This window comes from Streptomyces sp. NPDC043861, from assembly GCF_056435905.1.
In genome coordinates this window covers 111,986-127,800 of the sequence record NZ_JBWKDP010000020.1, presented here as the reverse complement: position 1 = coordinate 127,800, position 15,815 = coordinate 111,986, and the positions used below count along the sequence as shown (strand labels likewise).

Annotated in this window: 11 protein-coding genes; 2 read left to right on the top strand and 9 right to left on the bottom strand. The window is 70.6% G+C overall.

What is annotated here, in order from left to right:
* Positions 1–98: 98 nt before the first annotated feature.
* The 5 genes from AC068D_RS33700 to AC068D_RS33680 form a co-directional block, all read right to left on the bottom strand.
* Positions 99–2,045, bottom strand: coding sequence for an acyl-CoA dehydrogenase family protein (locus tag AC068D_RS33700; RefSeq protein WP_478826932.1), 1,947 nt, complete (start codon positions 2,043–2,045; stop codon positions 99–101).
* 202 nt (positions 2,046–2,247) lie between these two features.
* Positions 2,248–3,708, bottom strand: a complete 1,461-nt coding sequence (locus AC068D_RS33695; protein WP_478826931.1) for an aldehyde dehydrogenase family protein — start codon at positions 3,706–3,708, stop codon at positions 2,248–2,250.
* Positions 3,709–3,862: 154 nt separating this feature from the next.
* The gene (locus tag AC068D_RS33690; RefSeq protein ID WP_478826930.1) at positions 3,863–4,828 is read right to left on the bottom strand and encodes an EamA family transporter; all 966 of its coding nucleotides are present in this window, start codon (positions 4,826–4,828) and stop codon (positions 3,863–3,865) included.
* 196 nt (positions 4,829–5,024) lie between these two features.
* The gene (locus AC068D_RS33685) at positions 5,025–6,614 is read right to left on the bottom strand and encodes a PucR family transcriptional regulator (RefSeq protein WP_478826979.1); all 1,590 of its coding nucleotides are present in this window, start codon (positions 6,612–6,614) and stop codon (positions 5,025–5,027) included.
* A 146-nt stretch (positions 6,615–6,760) separates the two neighbouring features.
* Complete coding sequence (locus AC068D_RS33680; RefSeq protein ID WP_478826929.1) at positions 6,761–8,854, bottom strand: type IV secretory system conjugative DNA transfer family protein; 2,094 nt, start codon at positions 8,852–8,854, stop codon at positions 6,761–6,763.
* A 277-nt stretch (positions 8,855–9,131) separates the two neighbouring features.
* On the opposite strand from AC068D_RS33680, the gene gabT reads away from it, so the two are divergent.
* Both gabT and AC068D_RS33670 read left to right on the top strand, forming a co-directional pair.
* Positions 9,132–10,466, top strand: a complete 1,335-nt coding sequence (gabT, locus tag AC068D_RS33675) for a 4-aminobutyrate--2-oxoglutarate transaminase (protein WP_478826928.1) — start codon at positions 9,132–9,134, stop codon at positions 10,464–10,466.
* 389 nt (positions 10,467–10,855) lie between these two features.
* A complete protein-coding gene (locus AC068D_RS33670; RefSeq protein WP_478826927.1) occupies positions 10,856–11,437 on the top strand; it encodes a phosphatase PAP2 family protein in 582 nt (193 codons plus the stop codon).
* A gap of 19 nt (positions 11,438–11,456) precedes the next feature.
* Here the strand turns inward: AC068D_RS33670 and AC068D_RS33665 are convergent, their stop codons facing one another.
* Genes AC068D_RS33665 through AC068D_RS33650 form a run of 4 tightly spaced genes read right to left on the bottom strand, consistent with a single transcriptional unit; the run spans position 11,457 to position 15,784 of the window.
* Positions 11,457–12,872: an NAD(P)/FAD-dependent oxidoreductase gene (locus AC068D_RS33665; RefSeq protein ID WP_478826926.1), complete on the bottom strand. Its 1,416-nt coding sequence runs from the start codon at positions 12,870–12,872 to the stop codon at positions 11,457–11,459.
* 31 nt (positions 12,873–12,903) lie between these two features.
* Positions 12,904–13,701, bottom strand: a complete 798-nt coding sequence (locus tag AC068D_RS33660) for an ABC transporter permease (RefSeq protein ID WP_478826925.1) — start codon at positions 13,699–13,701, stop codon at positions 12,904–12,906.
* Complete coding sequence (locus tag AC068D_RS33655; protein WP_478826924.1) at positions 13,701–14,636, bottom strand: ABC transporter permease; 936 nt, start codon at positions 14,634–14,636, stop codon at positions 13,701–13,703. The genes AC068D_RS33660 and AC068D_RS33655 overlap by 1 nt, the downstream gene beginning before the upstream one ends.
* Positions 14,633–15,784, bottom strand: coding sequence for an ABC transporter ATP-binding protein (locus tag AC068D_RS33650; protein ID WP_478826923.1), 1,152 nt, complete (start codon positions 15,782–15,784; stop codon positions 14,633–14,635). The genes AC068D_RS33655 and AC068D_RS33650 overlap by 4 nt, the downstream gene beginning before the upstream one ends.
* Positions 15,785–15,815 lie beyond the last annotated feature (31 nt).

The window sequence follows — 15,815 nt, the reverse complement described above, 5'->3', positions numbered from 1 at the left end:
TGACGCGGCGGTCGATCCCCGCGTCCACGGTGTGGACGCGGACACACCGCGGTGCGGGGTACCGGTTCATCGGAACCCCGCACCGCGGGCCGGCCGGGTCAGCGGATGGGACGGTGGACGTTCTCCCGTTTGGCGGGACCCGCAGTGGCGTCCGCGATCCAGGGGCCCTCGCCGCTGGGGTCGATGACGCCCTCCTCCAGCCAGGTGTAGCTCCCTGCGAGGACGCCGTTGACCATCCTGCGGTCGAGGTCGTCCGTGTTGCTCCACAGGCGGCCGAACAGTTCCTCGACGCGGATGCGGGACTGCCGGCAGAAGGCATCGGCGAGCTGGTACGCCTCGCGGCCGTGATCGCCCGTCAGCCGCAGGTGTTCGGCCCGTACGCATGCCGCGCTCATGGCGAAGAGCTCGGCGCCGATGTCGACGATCCGGCCGAGGAAGCCCTGCTTGGTCTCCATCCGTCCCTGCCAGCGGGACATGCCGTAGAACGTCGAGCGCGCGAGCTTGCGTGCCGAACGTTCCACGTACCTCAGATGGGTGGAGAGGTCGGCGTGCCCGCTGCGGTGGAACTCGGCGTAGGAGCGCGGGAGCTGCCCCGGACCCGCGACGAGTTTCGGCAGCCAGCGGGCGTAGAAGGCCGTCGCCTGTGCGCCTGCCCTCGCCTTGTCGCCGAGGGACTTGTCCGGGTCGATGATGTCGCCCGCGACCGCGAGATGTGCGTCGACCGCCTCCCGGGCGATCAGCAGATGCATGATCTCGGTCGATCCCTCGAAGATGCGATTGATCCGCAGGTCGCGCAGCATCTGCTCGGCGGGCACGGCACGTTCGCCGCGCGCCGCGAGTGACTCGGCCGTCTCGAAGCCCCGGCCACCGCGGATCTGGATCAGCTCGTCCGCCATGAGCCAGGCCATTTCGGAGCCGTACAGCTTGGCGAGCGCCGCCTCGATCCGGATGTCGTTGCGGTCCTCGTCCGCCATCTGGGACGAGAGGTCGACGACCGCCTCCAGGGCGAAGGTGGTCGCCGCGATGAAGGAGATCTTCGACCCGACGGCCTCGTGCCTGGCGACCGGCTTGCCCCACTGCTCACGGACGGCCGACCATTCGCGGGCGATCTTCAGGCACCACTTCCCCGCGCCGACGCACATCGCCGGCAGTGAGAGCCGGCCGGTGTTCAGCGTGGTCAGGGCGATCTTGAGGCCCGCGCCCTCGGGGCCGATACGGTTCGCCGCCGGGACCCGGACCTGGTGGAAACGGGTCACGCCGTTCTCGAGGCCGCGCAGGCCCATGAAGGCATTGCGGTTCTCGACCGTGATGCCCGGGGATGTCGCCTCGACGACGAAGGCGGTGATGCCGCCCTTGTGGCCCTCGGACTTCGGCACCCGGGCCATGACGACCAGGAGGTCGGCGACAACGCCGTTCGTGGTCCAGAGCTTGACGCCGTCGAGGACGTAGTCGTCGCCGTCCGGCACGGCCATGGTCGCCAGACGCGCCGGGTCGGACCCCACGTCCGGCTCGGTGAGCAGGAAGGCGGTGATGTCCGTGCGGGCGCACCTCGGCAGGAACGCGTCCTTCTGCTCCTGCGTACCGAAGATCTTCAGGGGCTGCGGTACGCCGATGGACTGGTGGGCGGAGAGCAGCGCCCCCACGGCCGGGCTGGCCGAGCCCACCAGGGCCAGGGCTTTGTTGTAGTACACCTGGGTGAGCCCGAGACCGCCGTACTTGGGGTCGATCTTCATCCCGAGTGCGCCGAGTTCCTTCAGCCCGCTGATCACCTCGTCGGGGATCCTGGCCTCGCGCTCGATGAGGGCGCTGTCGATCCTCGTCTCGCAGAAGTCGCGCAGTTTGGCGAGGAACTGCTCGCCGCGCTGGACCTCCTCGGGCGAGGGCATCGGATGGGGATGGATCAGATCGAGCCGGAAGCGGCCCAGGAAGAGTTCCTTGGCGAAGCTGGGCTTGCGCCAGCTCTGCTCGCGTGCGGCCTCTGCGACCTGCCGGGCTTCCCGCTCGGAGACCTTGGGCACGGTTTGCGGTTTGGATGGGGCGGACATGAGGGACTCACCTCGCCGCTTCGTCGGGGGCGGCCGCGCGGACTTACCGCGCGGTGCTACTCGTCCGTATCTACCCGATCCCGGACCACCTCACCAGTCCTGCGGCGCACCCGGGTGTATCGGATGCAAACGTGCTCACCGGGACATACGAAGACGGCCGGAGCCCCCGCACAGTGGGCTCCGGCCGTCGGCTCCGGCGGTACTACAGGGCCAGTCCGGTGAGGACGAGCACCCGCTCGTACGTGTAGTCGTCCATCGCGTACTTGACGCCCTCTCGGCCCACGCCGGACTGCTTGACGCCGCCGTACGGCATCTGGTCGGCGCGGTAGGACGGGACGTCGCCGACGATCACGCCGCCGACCTCGAGTGCCCGGTGGGCGCGGAACGCGGTCTGCAGATCGCGCGTGAAGACGCCGGTCTGCAGACCGAACTTGGAGTTGTTCACCTCGGCGAAGGCATCGGTCTCGCTGTCGACCCGGTGCAGCGTCAGGACCGGTCCGAAGACCTCCTCGCAGGCGAGGGTCGCGTCGGCCGGCAGGTCGGCGATCACGGTCGGCGCGTACGCGGCACCGTCGCGCTTGCCGCCGGTGAGCAGCTTGGCCCCGCCGGACACGGCCTCCTCGACCCATGCCTCGACGCGCTTGGCGGCGTCCTCGCTGACGAGCGGGCCGACATCGGTGGCGTCGTCCGACGGGTCACCCGTGCCCTGCTGCTCGACCGCGGCGACGATCTTCGGGACGAGCCGGTCGTAGACCGACGCGTCGGCGATGACGCGCTGCACGGAGATGCAGGACTGGCCGCCCTGGTAGTTGGAGAAGGTGGCGATACGGGTCGCCGCCCAGTCCAGGTCCTCCTCGGAGGACCAGTCGGCAAGGACCACGGCCGCGGCGTTGCCGCCGAGCTCCAGGGTGCAGTGCTTGTGCGGCACGGACTCCTGGATGGCGTAGCCGACCTTGTCCGAGCCGGTGAAGGAGATCACGGGCAGGCGCTCGTCCTTGACCAGGGCGGGCATCGACTCGTTGAGCACCGGCAGCACGGACCAGGACCCGGCAGGCAGCTCGGTCTCGGCGAGCAGCTCGCCGATGACGAGGCCGGAGAGCGGGGTCGCGGGGGCGGGCTTCAGGATGATCGGCGCACCGACGGCGATGGCCGGGGCGATCTTGTGGGCACACAGGTTCAGCGGGAAGTTGAACGGCGCGATACCGAGGACCGCGCCCTTCGGGAAGCGGCGGGTGAGCGCGAGACGGCCCTGGCCACCGGCGTCCGTGTCGAGGCGCTGGGCCTCGCCGCCGTTGAAGCGACGGGCCTCCTCGGCCGCGAAGCGGAACACGGAGACGGCGCGGCCGACCTCGCCGCGGGCCCACTTGATGGGCTTGCCGTTCTCGGCGGAGATCAGCCGGGCGATCTCCTCGGTGCGCTCGACGAGACGCTTCGACACATGGTCCAGGGCCGCGGCGCGGACATGGGCGGGCGTCGCGGCGAACTCGTCCACGACGGCGTGCGCTGCAGCGACGGCCTCCTCGACCTGGGCATCGGTCGGCACGGAGACCGTGCCGACGACCCGGCCGTCCCAGGGGGACGTGACGTCGAAGGTCGTCTCGCCGGTGGCCTGGCGGCCGGCGAGCCAGAAGGCGTGGGTGGCTGCCTGAGTTCCGTTTGGCATGTGCGGTCCCGGCCCTTCGGAAGTAGTGCGGTGGCTTCTCACTCAAACGGTAGGGCGATACGTCCGCGATCGCGTTTGTCCGGGGTGGAGTGGTCGGCGTGGCGTGCCTGCCGGTTTGGCGTGTGCGACCGTGGCGGCCACCGGCCGGCCCGGGTCAGCGGCGGCGTTCCGTACTGACGATCAGGCCCACACCTGCCACGACGACGGCGCCGCCGACGGCGATCGGCCAGGTCAGCTGCTCGTCCAGGACGAGCGCGCCGAGGAGGACGGCGACGACCGGGTTGACGTACGCGTAGGTGGCGACGAGCGACAGCGGCGCGGAGCGCAGCAGCCAGGCGTAGGCGGTGAAGGCGATCAGCGACCCGAAGACGATGAGGTAGGCGAGTGCGGCCCAGGAGCGGGCGGACACCTCGCCGAGCACGAAGCCGTGCTGCTCTCCCCGGCCGAGGCCGACCAGCAGACAGCCGAGGCCCGCCGTCAGCATTTCGTAGGCGCTCGCCGCGAAGGGGTTGGCGGGCATCGGGACACGGGCGGAAGCGAAGGAACCGACCGACCACATGACGGTCCCGGCGATCACCGTGAGGACACCCCACAGGCGCACCTCACCGCTCAGACCAGGCAGGGTCAGCACGGCGAGGCCCGCGAGCCCGAGCAGCACTCCGCCGTAGGCGCCGATTCCGGGCCGTTCGCCGAAGACCCGGCGCAGCACCACGACCCACGCGGGGACGATGGCGACAAGGAGCGCGGCCAGCCCGGAAGGTACGGCGGTCTCGGCGAGGACGACGAGCCCGTTGCCGCCGACGAGGAGCAGCACGCCGACGACCGCGGCGGAGACGAGCTGGGCGGGGGTTGCCTTCAGCGCAGAGGGCCCCTGCCGCCAGGCGACGATCGCGGCGAGGATCAGTCCGGCCGTGACGAAGCGTCCGCCGGCGGACAGGAACGGAGGCATCGTCTCGACGACGATGCGGATTCCGAGGTACGTCGACCCCCAGACGACGTACACGATGGCGAGTGCGGCCCAGACGGCTCCGGATATCCGGCGCCGTGACGGGTCCGGAGCGACGGTGATGCGGGTGTCTTCGACCGCCGGGGCGCCGGCGCGGGGAGCAGGTTGCGTCATCGGTCCTTCTCGTCCTCGTCTCTCGGACGGGTGGTGGGCGCCTCCCCGTCGATGAAGATCACGAAGCAGGACCCTAAGGAGTTGAGCAACCGAACACCAGGATTTGTGCCCGAGTTCGGGCAGCAGGAAGGGAAATTCTTCCGGCAGTGACACTCGGGGCACTCGGGGCGTGCCTCGCTCCGGGGGCCGGCGGGGGCTATTCCTCCCGGTGCCCGTGCTGCTCCGCCGGCTCCGGCAGCGGCCCCGCCGTTGCCTTCAGCGCCAGCCAGAGCTCCATGCGCACGTCCGGGTCGTCGAGGGAGCGGCCCAGGATCTCCTCCACGCGGCGCATGCGGTAGCGCAGGGTGTGCCGGTGGACTCCCAGATCGGCGGCTGCCGCGTCCCACTGGCCGTGGCGCGAGAGCCAGGCACGCAGCGAAGCGACGAGATCACCGCGGCCCGTCGCATCGTGTTCGTACAGGGCACGGAGCATTCCGTCGGCGAAGGCCCGGACGGCGTCGTCGGCGAGCAACGGCAGTACCGAGCCCGCCGCGAGCTCCTCGTGCTCGACCAGGGCACGGCCACGGCGGCGGGCGACCGACAGGGCCTGTTCGGCCTGCTTGTACCCCGATGCGGCGGCGATCGGGCCGGCCGGGGCGGACATGCCGACGACGATGCCGGCCTCTTCCGCCTCGCGCTCCGCGGAGGACTCGCAGGCGGCCACGACGGCTCCCCCGTCGGCGGCGAGGACGACCAGACGGTCGTCGCCCTCGGGGACGGTCAGCACCGTCTCGCCGGACCGCGATGCAGCCGACTCGAGCGATTCGGCGAAGGCGTGGACGGGATGCTCGGCCGCCGGGTCCGGATCGCCCGCCGGCTCGGCGATCAGCAGCCGGAAGGGGGCGTCGAGGAGCTCGCCGTACAGATCCCCCGCCACAGCCCGGGCGTGGTCCGGCTGCCCGGAGAGCAGCATCCGAAGGACCGCCGCACCGAGCCGCTGCTCGGCGGCCTGCAGCGAGCGGGAGCGCTCCGTCGTGAGGGTCAGCAGGGCGATCGCGGAGTGCACGGCGTACCGCTCGGCCGTGCCCGGCGGGGCGCCCGTACCGACGGCCAGCACGCCCCGCACCCGTCGGCCGGTGCCCAGCGACTGGAGTTCGACGCGGTCTTCCGTGCCGCCGACGACCGCGCTCGCGGGCGCGGGCCGCTCTCGCAGCCGCTCGACATCGGTGGTGAGCCTGGCCGCGCGCCGGGTGGCCCAGTCGGGCGCGGCCGCAACGACGGCGCCGGTCGCGTCGTAGAGCGCGGCCCAGCCGTCGACATGGGCCGCGAGCTTGGCGAGAAGGGCGGCCGGGCCTTCCGCGAGCGCGGCGCGGGTCAGCTCGCGCTGGGCCTCGAAGCCAGCGGTCACGGCCCGGTACTGGTCGGCCGCCATGGCGGCCGACACGGCCTTGCTGATGGCGAGGAAGGGCGTTCGGCGGGGAACCTCGAGCAGCGGGAAGTCCTCGGCCCGGGCCGCTTCCAGCAGCGCTTCGGGAATGTCGTCGTAGTTGACGCCGACGGCGAAGCCGAGCCCGACGACGCCCGCGCCGGCCAGCCGCCGTACATAGCGGCGCATCGCCTCGTGGTCGCCGGCGTCCAGCGTCATCGCGGTGACCAGGAGCAGCTCACCGCCCTCCATGTAGGGCACGGGATCGGCGAGCTCGCTGACATGCGCCCAGCGCACGGGCGTCCCGAGGCGGTCCTCGCCGGCGCGCACGGTCAGTTTCAGTGCGGAGTGCTGGACGAGCGAGGCAAGGGTGACCGGCATGGGACCGCGGACTTTCGGCAGAGGGGTGAGGCGGCTGTCGAGTTTTTCGCCGTCCCGTATGAACGGCATACCTCGATTCTGCCAGGACGTACGGGTGCGCGAGTCACATCCCCATGAGTCGGCGCCGGACCGCGCCGGCTGTCGTCTCAGTTGCGCAGATCCACGAGCAGCGGTGGCGTGTGCTCGCCGCGCACCGTCGTGAGCGACAGCACGGCGTGCCCGGCCGGCACGGAGTGCGCCAGTTCGGACGCCGACCAGCGCTCCCGCTCCACCTCACGGACCGTCACTGCCTCCGCGGTCGCATTCTTGCCGGTCACCAGGCGCCGCATGAAGTGCATCGCCTTGGTCAGCGGTTCGTCCGAGATGATCTGCCGGTTGGTGATGTCCCTGGTCTGCACCCATTCGGTGCCCCAGGTCTCCGCGAACCGCCCGCCGTCCCAGGGCGCGAGCCCGGCGAAGGCCATCCGGCAACCGACCGCGCCCAGCAGCGGGCCGCGAAGGGGCTCGGCCACGTCCTCCAGCGTCCGCAGGGCAAGCACCACCCCCGCGTGGGCGGAGCGCAGCCGCTGCACTGCTCTGACGGAGTCCGCGGTGACCGTGTACGTGGCGTCGTCCAGGACGAGGCAGGCGAAGAGCGAGCGGTCGGAGCGGGCGAGCGCGGCATCGGTGAACTGCGCGAGGACGAGCCGGGCGATGATCCGGGACGCCTCGGCGTGGCCGCGCTCGGGCAGATCCACCCGGACCCGCAGAGGATGCTCGATGGCGCGCAGCGAGAACTGCCGACCGGGCTCGCCGGTCCGGAAGAACTGCGCGAAGGCGGGCCGATCGAGGAACGCGATCCGTTCGGCGAGCAGCACACCGACGTCGTCGGCACGCTCCGACCCCCGCCGGCGTGCATCGAGTTCCCGCAACTGCGCCGCGTCCCCCGAAGCCTCCAGGGCAGCGCGCAGTGCGGCGAGCGCCCCGGGCGCGCCGCCGACGAGTTCACGCAGATCGGGCACGGCCGGGAAATGGCCGTGGACGCTGCGGTACGGCCCGATGAGCTGGGCGAGCGCGGTGGCGGCGCGCCGGCAGTCGGTCGCCAGATCGCCGACGAGTGCCTCGGCGAGGACGCGGGCGGCCTCATCGGGGTCGTCGGCGCCGCCGTACAGGTCCAGGTCGTGCGTCGACTCGGGGCGCCCGAGAGCGATGACCAGGTCGAATGCATCATCGGGAGCGAGCGCCGTGCCGTGGGAGGTGACCGCGACGACGGCGGCCCGGTTGGCGAGCGCCTGCAGACACAGCGCTTCGACGACGGGCCGTACGAGCCGCACGGTCTTCCCGGACCCGGACGGCCCGACGGCGAGCAGCGATGTCCCGAGCAGGGCGGGCTCGAGGGCGACGCCGGTGGTACGGCGGGCGTAGGGATTGCGGGGGTGGTCGGCGGCGGTGCCGATTCTCACCTGTCCCGTGGCGAGATCGTGGACGGCACTGCGGACGGGCAGATCCCTGACGCCCGAGGGGTGGGCACAGGCGGCGGGGCCGTCGCTGCGGACGGCGTCGGTGAAGGCGGGCAGCCGTTCGGGCCGGGTGCGCACGCCCTGCCAGGCGCGCCGGATCCGGGCGTAGTCGACATCGCCGAGCGCTCCCTTCCGCGTCGCCTCGGCGAGGGTGCCGGCCACATCGTCGAGCCCGGCTGCACGCAGCTCGGGCCAGTCGGCGGGGTCCTCCTTGGGCGGGGGCGGCGGCGCGGGCTCGTCCCGCCTGCGGGCATACCGGCGCCAGATCTCCGGCAGGTGCCCGATCCGGGCGAAGAAGACCAGCAGACCACCGCCGACGAGGGCGTAGTAGACGTAGCTGGCCGTGGCCCAGAGCGGCGGGTCGGCACGCCAGGACTCCGGGGTGAGGACGAGCAGCGGCCAGATCCAGTAGCGGCCCAGATAGCCGTTCCACAGCAGCGACCACAGCAGCCAGCCGCTGAGCAGCGCGATGAGCGCTCCCGAGAAGAGCCGCCGGGCCGGGATCAGCTCCGGCTCCTGCTGGGGTCGCGGCCGGTGGCCGAGGCGCCAGATGCCGGGCTCGGCCCGGGGCCGGGGCGTACGCAGCCAGTCGGCGACGGATCCGCCGCCGACCGGGGCGTGCGAGGGGACCGGGGGGAAGGCCGGCGGCATCGGCGGAGGTCCTGCCGGGCGCGGCACGGGGCCGGCGGCATCGTTGCCCGTACCGAGTGCGTCATATGTGCCGTCTGTGTCCGTGCCCATGAACCCCTGCCCCCTGACCAGCCAGGACCGCGTCTGTGCCACCGTCAATCTAGTGGCAGGCGGCGGGGAGTTCAGCGATCCGGCAACGCGCGGGCCCCCTGGCGGTGATACGGGCGGGACAGCGCGCCCGAGCGTGCCCACGGCGCATTGCTCTATGTCCGTGACGGACAACGACACGCCCCCACCACTCCCGAACGGAGCATGCCGGACCCCCTGAACCGGACCTAGCCTGCGAAGAAAGCAGAAGTGCGTCCGAAAAGACACCCCAGGAGCCCTCATGACCGACATCCCGCAGGAGCGCCGCGTCGTCACCGCCATCCCCGGCCCGAAGTCGCAGGAGCTGCAGGCCCGTCGTCTCTCCGCGGTCGCGGGCGGCGTGGGCTCCGTGCTGCCGGTGTTCACCACCCGCGCCGGCGGCGGCATCATCGAGGACGTCGACGGCAACCGTCTGATCGACTTCGGCTCCGGTATCGCGGTGACCTCCGTGGGCGCCTCCGCCGAGGCGGTCGTACGCCGTGCCTCCGCGCAGCTGCAGGCCTTCACGCACACCTGTTTCATGGTCACGCCGTACGAGGGCTACGTCGAGGTCTGCGAGGCCCTCGCCGAGCTGACCCCGGGCGACCACGCCAAGAAGTCCGCGCTGTTCAACTCGGGTGCCGAGGCCGTCGAGAACGCGGTCAAGATCGCCCGTGCGTACACCAAGCGCCAGGCGGTCGTCGTCTTCGACCACGGCTACCACGGCCGTACGAACCTCACGATGGCGCTGACCGCCAAGAACATGCCGTACAAGCACGGCTTCGGCCCGTTCGCGCCCGAGGTCTACCGCGTCCCGGTCGCCTACGGCTACCGCTGGCCCACCGGTCCGGAGAACTGCGGCCCCGAGGCCGCCGCCCAGGCCATCGACCAGATCAGCAAGCAGGTCGGTGCCGAGAACGTCGCCGCGATCATCATCGAGCCGGTCCTCGGCGAGGGCGGCTTCATCGAGCCGGCCAAGGGCTTCCTCCCGGCGATCGTGAAGTTCGCCAACGACAACGGCATCGTCTTCGTCGCCGACGAGATCCAGTCCGGCTTCTGCCGCACCGGCCAGTGGTTCGCCTGTGAGGACGAGGGCGTCGTCCCGGACCTGATCACCACCGCCAAGGGCATCGCGGGCGGTCTGCCGCTCGCCGCCGTCACCGGCCGTGCCGAGATCATGGACGCCGCGCACGCGGGTGGCCTGGGCGGCACCTACGGCGGAAACCCGGTCGCCTGTGCCGGTGCGCTCGGCTCCATCGAGACCATGCGCGAGCTGGACCTCAACAGCAGGGCCAAGCACATCGAGGAGGTCATGAAGGGTCGCCTCGCCGCGATGCAGGAGAAGTACGAGATCATCGGCGACATCCGCGGCCGCGGCGCGATGATCGCCATCGAGCTGGTGAAGGACCCGGCCACCAAGGAGCCGAACCCGGAGGCAGCCGGCGCGCTCGCCAAGGCCTGCCACGCCGAGGGTCTCGTCGTCCTTACCTGCGGCACCTACGGCAACGTGCTCCGTTTCCTGCCGCCGCTGGTCATCGGTGACGACCTGCTGGGCGAGGGCCTGGACATCATCGAGGGTGCGTTCGCCGGTATCTGACCCCCGTCTCAGGGGGTGACCCCCAGTAATCGCGCGTTCTCTGTGAAGAAGGTGTGGGGGGCCAATGGCGGGATGGAGTTCCGGCTGTCGGTCCCCCTCCTGCTGCCGTACGGTTTCCGCAGATGAGAGAAACACCGCGCTCGCAGGTAACTGCGGGCGATACCGGGCCGGAGCCTCCCCAGCCCCGTCCGGGCCGTGCCCTCGCGCACAATGCCGGAGCCTCTGGCTCCGGAACTCCTCACCGATCGGATGGCCGCCCGCCCCAAACCCCCCGGGGCGCGCGGTGTGCCGGTCCTGTCGGCCGCCCCGGAACCACCCCCCCTGTTCCGGGGCGGCCGGCGTTTCTCCTGACGCTGTGCGCCCTCCTTTTCGCACTGATCACCTGGCAGGTGGCCACGGACGGCCCACTGCGCGCACTGGACGAACGCCTCGGCCGTACGGTCGTCGGTGACGGCCCCTCGGGGTTCACCGAGTTCCTCGCCGACCTCGGCAACATGCCCGTCGCGCTGCCGGTCCTCGCGGCATCCGCGGCGTACGCGGTGCACCGCCACCGGCGTGCCGAGGCTCTCGCGGCGGTCCTCGCGATGGCGCTCGTCCCGGCGCTGGTCGCGCCGCTGAAGGCGCTCACAGACCGGCCGGGTCCGCTGACGGCCGAGACCGGCTACTTCCCGTCGGGACATGCAGCAACGGCCATGGTGGCGTACGGCGCCGCGGCGCTGATGCTGACCGGACGGCCGCGGACCCTGGGGCTCGTGACTGCCGCCCTGCTGACGTCCGGCACCGGCGTCGGGCTCGTCCTGCGCGGCCATCACTGGCCGCTCGATGTGCTGGGCAGCTGGTGCCTGTGCACGATCCTGCTCGTCGCCGCATGGGCGGCACCGCGAACCCGGCGGGTCCGGCGCCGGCCGGAGGCCCGGGCGCCGGCGTCCGGATCGCAGGTCGCTCCGGACACCGGCGGACCGAGGCCGTGAGGTCCGGTGCCGCCGTGGGTCAGCTGTCGAAGCCCAGCCCGAGCCGGTCCATCGCCTTCAGCCAGACATTGCGCCGCCCGCCATTGGCGTCCGCGCGGGCGAGCGACCACTTGGTGATGCCGATACCGGCCCAGGCGACCGGCTCCGGCGGGAACGGCATCGGCTTCTTCCGCACCATCTCCAGCTCGGTGCGCTCGGTGCGCTCGCCCGCGAGCAGATCGAGCATCACATCGGCGCCGAAGCGCGTCGCCCCCACACCGAGCCCGGTGTACCCGGCGGCGTACGCCACCTTCCCGCCGTGAGCCGTGCCGAAGAAGGCGGAGAAGCGCGAACAGGTGTCGATGGCACCGCCCCAGGCATGGCTGAAGCGCAGCCCCTCGAGCTGTGGGAAGCACTCGAAGAACTGGCCCGCCAGCTTCAGGTACGTCTCGGGCCTGTGGTCCATCTCGGCGGTGACCTTCCCGCCGTACGGATAGATCGCGTCGTAGCCGCCCCAGAGGATGCGCCGGTCGGCGGTGATCCTGAAGTAGTGGAACTGGTTGGCGCTGTCGCCGAGCCCCTGACGGTTCTTCCAGCCGATCGAGTCCAGCTGCGCGGGCGACAGCGGCTCGGTCGTCATCGCGTAGTCGTACACCGGCACGGTGTACGAGCGGACGCGCCTCAGCAGGGACGGGAAGACATTGGTACCGAGCGCCACCCGCCGCGCGAAGATGCGCCCGTACGAGGTGCGGACGGCCATCTCGGCGCCGGACGGGGCGAGTCCCACGGCGCGGGTGTTCTCGTAGATCCGTACGCCGAGACCGAGACACGCCTGTTTGAGGCCCCACGCGAGCTTTGCCGGGTGCAGCATGGCGACGCCTTTGTGGTCCCACAGCCCGCCGAGGAAGGTCGGTGAGTCGACCTCCGCCCGCACGGAGTCCCGGTCCAGCAGCTCGATGCCGTCGGTGAAGCTGAGGCGTTCCGCCGCCGCGTACAGCTCGGTGAGCTCTTCGAGCTGGTAGGGCTCGGTGGCGACATCGATCTCGCCGGTGCGCTCGAAGTCGCAGTCGATGCCGTACTTGGCCACGGCGGTCTCGATGGCATCGAGATTCCGCGCGCCCAGCTCCTCGAGCCGGGCCATTTCGTCCGGCCAGCGGGCGAGCCCGTTGACGAGGCCGTGGGTGAGCGATGCTGCGCAGAATCCACCGTTGCGGCCCGAGGCGGCCCAGCCCACCTCGCGGCCTTCGATCAGGACGACATCCCGCCCGGGGTCGCGCTCCTTGGCGAGGAGCGCGGTCCACAGTCCGCTGTAGCCACCGCCGACGACGAGGAGGTCGGTGCGTTCGTCGCCGGTGAGGGCGGGCAGGGCGGCGGGCTTGCCCGGGTCTTCCAGCCAGAAGGGGACGGGCTGGGCGTCGGAGAGCGATGAGGCAAAGGTCATGGCAGCTGGGGCCATGGTTTCCACTCCTTCAGGGCTTGCTCAGGTCCTACTTTGCTGCTGCGGTCTTCTTCCGCCGGCCGGCGACGACCTGGCCGGCGACCACGACGACGACGGCGATGGCGAACATGGCCGTACCGATGACATTGATCTGGACGGGCGTACCGCGCTGGGCCGAACCCCACACGAACATGGGGAAGGTGACGGTGTTGCCGGAGTTGAAGTTGGTGATGATGAAGTCGTCGAACGAGAGCGCGAAGGCGAGCATCGCGCCCGCCGCGATACCGGGCGCCGCGATCGGCAGCGTCACCCGCAGGAACGTCTGTACGGGGCCCGCGTAGAGGTCCTTGGCGGCCTCCTCCAGCCTCGGGTCCATCGACAGCACACGCGCCTTGACGGCCACCACCACAAAGCTGAGGCAGAACATGGTGTGCGCGATCAGAATCGTCGTGGGACCGAGCTCCGCCCCCAGGTTGAGGAAGAGGGTCAGCAGCGAGGCGGCCATGACGACCTCGGGCATCGCCATCGGCAGGAAGATCAGCGAGTTGATCGCGCCACGTGCCCGGAAGCGGTAGCGGACCAGCGCGAAGGCGATCATCGAGCCGAGGACGGTGGCGCCGATCGTCGCCCAGAGGGCGATCCACAGGGAGAGGCTGAGCGAGTCGCACATGCCGGCGACCCCGCACGGGTCCTTCCAGGCGTCGGTGGAGAACTCCCGCCAGGAGTAGTTGAACCGCCCGGCCGGCTTGTTGAAGGAGAACACCATCACGACGATGTTCGGCAGAATCAGATACGCGAGCGTGAGCAGACCCACGATCACGACAAGGTTGCGTCGTATCCAGCGCATCAGACGAGGTCCTCCGTCCCGGCCCGGCGGATGTAGACGGTCACCATGATCAGCACGACCGCCATCAGAATGAACGACAGCGCGGCCGCGGTCGGATAGTCGAGCACCCGCAGGAACTGCGACTGGATGACATTGCCGACCATCCGGGTGTCGGTGGAGCCGAGCAGTTCGGCGTTGACGTAGTCGCCGCTGGCCGGGATGAACGTCAGCAGCGTTCCGGAGACCACACCCGGCATCGACAGCGGGAACGTCACCTTGCGGAAGACGGTCGACGGCTTGGCGTACAGATCCCCGGCCGCCTCGTGGAGCCGCGGGTCGATCCGCTCCAGCGAGGTGTACAGCGGAAGGATCATGAACGGAAGGAAGTTGTACGTCAGACCGGTGACGACCGCGAGGGGGGTGGCCAGCACCCGGTTGCCCTCGGTCATCCCGAGCCAGCTGGTGACGTCCAGGAAGCCGACGGTGTTGAGGACCTCCACCACCGGTCCGCCGTCCGCCAGGATCGTCTTCCAGGCGAGCGTACGGATCAGGAAGCTGGTGAAGAACGGCGCGATGACCAGGACCAGCAGCAGATTGCGCCAGCGGCCCGCCCTGAACGCGATGAGGTACGCGAGCGGATAACCGAGCAGCAGACAGAGGACCGTGGCCGTGCCGGCGTACAGCACGGACCGCAGGAAGTGCGGGTAGTACTCGGTCAGCGCGTCCCAGTAGGTCTGGAAGTGCCAGGTGACCTCGAAGCCCTTCTCCAGGGAGCCGGTCTGCACCGATGTCGATGCCTGGTAGACCATCGGCAGCGCGAAGAAGACCAGCAGCCACAGGATGCCCGGCAGCAGCAGCCAGTACGGGACGAGCTTGCGTCGGACCGGTGGCTTGCGCAGGACCGGCTCCGGGCCGGTCGGCGCCGGCGAGGCGGGAGGTGCCTCGGTGACGGTCATGCTGCCTCCTCCACCGTCTCCACACCGGCGTCGATGTCCTGGGCGGCGTCGAGGCCGAAGGTGTGCTCCGGGTTCCAGTGCAGGACGACCTCGGCGCCCGGCACGAAGCGCGGGTCCCGCTCGATGTTCTGGACGTAGACCTCGAGCTCGGGGCAGACCGGGCTGTCGATGACGAACTGGGTGGAGACACCGATGAAACTGGAGTCGGCGATCTTCCCGGTGAACCGGTTGCGGCCCTCCGCGATGCTTCCCGCGTCGTCGGCGTGCGCGAGCGAGATCTTCTCGGGACGTACTCCGACCAGCAGCTTGCCGCCGGTGCGGGGCTGGGTGGCGACCCGGCCGGCCGGCAGCCGCAGCTTGGCGTCGGCGGCGGTGACGAGGATGTCGCTGCCACCGGCCTCGGCGACCTCGGCCTCGATGAGGTTCGACGTACCGAGGAAGTTCGCGACGAACGTGGTCTGCGGGTTCTCGTACAGCTCGGCGGGCGCGCCCAGCTGCTCGACCCGGCCGCCGTTCATCACCGCGACCGTGTCGGCCATCGTCATGGCCTCCTCCTGGTCGTGGGTGACATGGATGAAGGTGATGCCGACCTCGGTCTGGATGCGCTTCAGTTCGAGCTGCATCTGCCGGCGCAGCTTGAGGTCGAGGGCACCGAGCGGCTCGTCGAGCAGCAGCACCTGGGGGTGGTTGATCAGCGCGCGGGCGACGGCGACTCGCTGCTGCTGGCCGCCGGAGAGCTGGTGCGGCTTGCGATGGGCGAAGTCACCGAGCTGCACCAGGTCGAGCATGTCGCCGACCTGCTTCTTCACGGACTTCACGCCGCGGCGGCGCAGGCCGAAGGCGACGTTCTCGTGGATGCTGAGGTGCGGGAAGAGCGCGTAGCTCTGGAAGACCGTGTTGACCGGCCGCTTGTACGGGGGGAGGTCGGTGACGTCCTTGTCACCGAGGAAGACGGTGCCGGAGGTGGGGTCCTCCAGTCCTGCGATCATCCGCAGGGTGGTGGTCTTGCCACAGCCGGATGCGCCGAGCAGTGCGAAGAAGGAGCCCTGAGGCACGGTCAGGTCCAGCGGGTGTACGGCGGTGAACGAGCCGTAGGTCTTGCTGATCCCGGAGAGTCGGACGTCGCCGCCCGCTGTCTTGTCTGTCATGGGTTCGCGATCCCGGTTTCTAAGGGGGGCA